This is a genomic window from Mycobacterium sp. (assembly GCF_035653355.1).
Lineage (GTDB): Bacteria > Actinomycetota > Actinomycetes > Mycobacteriales > Mycobacteriaceae > Mycobacterium.
In genome coordinates this window covers 1-2,350 of record NZ_DASRBZ010000436.1, presented here as the reverse complement: position 1 = coordinate 2,350, position 2,350 = coordinate 1, and the positions used below count along the sequence as shown (strand labels likewise).

The window sequence follows — 2,350 nt, the reverse complement described above, 5'->3', positions numbered from 1 at the left end:
TGGCGGTGCAGCGGCACCATCAGCAGCTTGCCGTTGTACCCGGATCCTGAATTGACCCACGCGCTGGTTGGTATCGCCGCGAGGTAGGGGTAGTCCCTGGCCGCATCGCCCGCGAGATACGGGCTGAGGTCCGCGCAGGCGCTTTCGACGAACTGTGGTTCACCATTCAAGGCGCCGATGGCGCTCGTTGCGCCCGGCGGCTGCCAGAAGAAGATCATGTCGGGCACGTCGTTGCCCGCCATGAGCGTGGCCATCCTGACCGCGTAGTCGCCACTTGGCAGGATATTGAACCGAACGTTGGCGTTCAATTCTTTGTTGACAGCCTGCCAGGCGGGATTCTGGTCGAATGGGGTCGGCGGTGGAAACAGGGCGATGGTGGTGATATCGACCCGACCACCTTTGCCAGGTGGCGCGGAGATCGCTTTGACGGGGTTTGGCGGATAGGTGTCGAATGCGTCCTCGTACAGGGGGCCGATCGATGGGTAGTCCGGCTTTGGCCCGTTGGTGAGCGGAACGTACGTGGGGAACACCGAGCTCTTCGCCGGCGGCGACGGCGTGGCGCTGTTGGAGCCGGGCGGCGAAGATGCGGATGGCGCCGGGGTCTGGCACGCCTCTAGCAGCAATGGCGCGGCCGCAAGGCTGGTTGTGGCGAAGCGGACGAAGCCGCGTCGGTTGACACTGCCCGGCATCGGGTTATGCCTGGCCGCCACTGATGCCAGGGTCAAGCTCCGGATGCTCGACGAACGCTCGACGCAGGTCGGCGGTTGCTTCGAGCCAGTCCGCGCCCTCGGGCAGGAAGCAGCCACCGGAGCGCACGCGGTACACCTCGGGATGATCGACCCCCGGTGGCGTGATACCTTCTTCCTTCCACCAACGCGCGGGCCGCCTGGATGAGGCGTCGCCTGACACGGATGACCATGACGTCGCTGGTGCCCAGGTGCTCGGACCCGCGGTCGTAGATCGGCCCCATGCTTTCGGTGATGGCCTGGTCCTGAGTGGGAACGCCAGCGATGCCGGTGTAGTCGCCGCGGCTGCGCTGCCACTCGCGGTCGATCAGGTAATCGTTCCTGGCGTTGGCCACCAGGCGGAAACGACCATACCAATCGGTAGATTGCGGCAGCTTCTCCAGGCCGGTGCGAGCTGGCAGGGCGCCGCCACGGGCAGGGTTCGGCGCCGGCCGACGCGACCGAGCCGTCATCCCGAAAAACAGCAGGTGCTCGTCGTCCATCGGCACCCAGGCGCGCGCGAGGACCTGGAGGCCCAGCACGTAGGTCGGGATCATGACGTAGCACGGAAACAGGAACTGGGCAAAGCGCCAGTAGTTCAAGTTGTCGTGCGCCGGACGGTAGGCGGCGTACATGGCACCGTAGTCGGTGTCGACCACCGCAGCCCATTGTCTTCGTTTCTGCCGAAGAACAGCGATGCGCCGCGGTGAGGGCAATGATGCTGGATGAGCCCGACCTGCCCGGAGCTGTCGCGGAACGCGATCAGTTTCTCGCCGAGCAGCAGGACGCGCACGGGGTCGCTGTCGCGACGTGGAAGCTCGCGCGAAAGGAGCACCGGCACCCAGTATTCGCGCATGAGTCTGCCCATTGGCGTACCGGGTCCGACGCGGCAGACAGTCTCGTTGTCGCTTTTGTTCAGCATAATGCTCCCCTGTGAACTCCTGGCGAGCAGGGTATCACTCCGACCAGGCGTTCGGGGCGGCGATCGCGTCCTCGAACCGAGCCCACGTTTTTGCGGCCGACGGAGCGGCATCGACCTGGGTTTCCCCGCAAACTCGGACATGCGTGGCCGGGGTATGATGAGCCGGCGATGACCGTGTTGGGGGCGTCGACGAACGTTGCGCGCGGGTCGCAGGCCCGCGGCGCTCGGCAACGAACACGAGCGAGGGTGACGCCATGAGCACATCTCCCTTTGATGGTGCCGCAGCGCTGGCGGCCGCGCTGGAGCGACGCGAGGTGTCGTCCGTCGAGCTGGTGGACGCGGCGATCGCGCGCATCGAGGCATTCGACGGCCAGATCAACGCGGTCGTGGTGCGGGACTTCGACCGCGCGCGTGAGGCCGCCAGAGCCGCCGACCAGCGGCGCGGCCGCGGCGAACGACGGCCGCTGCTGGGCGTGCCGATGACCGTCAAAGAGTCGTACAACGTGGCCGGGCTGCCCACCACGTGGGGCTTTCGCGAGTTCGCCGAGTGGCGGGCCAGCGAGGACGCGGTGGCCGTGATGCGACTCAAAGACGCCGGCGCGATCATCCTCGGCAAGACCAATGTGCCGGTGGCGCTGGCCGACTGGCAGAGCTTCAACGACATCTACGGCGCCACCCGCAATCCGTGGAACCTCGAGTATTC

Annotated in this window: 3 protein-coding genes and 1 pseudogene; 1 reads left to right on the top strand and 3 read right to left on the bottom strand. The window is 66.4% G+C overall.

The window, feature by feature from the left end:
* The 3 genes and pseudogenes from VFA16_RS15050 to VFA16_RS23805 form a co-directional block, all read right to left on the bottom strand.
* Positions 1-725, bottom strand: a pseudogene (locus VFA16_RS15050) (hypothetical protein); the annotation flags it as partial.
* Positions 722-1,384, bottom strand: coding sequence for a hypothetical protein (locus VFA16_RS15045; protein ID WP_324968590.1), 663 nt, complete (start codon positions 1,382-1,384; stop codon positions 722-724). The pseudogene VFA16_RS15050 and the gene VFA16_RS15045, both read right to left, overlap by 4 nt.
* Entirely contained in the window at positions 1,324-1,581 is a 258-nt protein-coding gene (locus VFA16_RS23805) for a Rieske 2Fe-2S domain-containing protein (protein ID WP_414687729.1), read from the bottom strand. The genes VFA16_RS15045 and VFA16_RS23805 overlap by 61 nt, the downstream gene beginning before the upstream one ends.
* Before the next feature lie 320 nt (positions 1,582-1,901).
* Here VFA16_RS23805 and VFA16_RS15040 point away from each other — a divergent pair.
* The coding region (locus VFA16_RS15040) for an amidase family protein (protein ID WP_324968589.1) at positions 1,902-2,350 on the top strand (449 nt) is incomplete at its 3' end.

What these genes read in the sequence shown, in the direction of transcription:
- VFA16_RS23805 (WP_414687729.1), bottom strand. Translation starts at nt 1,581, where the DNA reads ATGCGCGAATACTGGGTGCCGGTGCTCCTTTCGCGCGAGCTTCCACGT.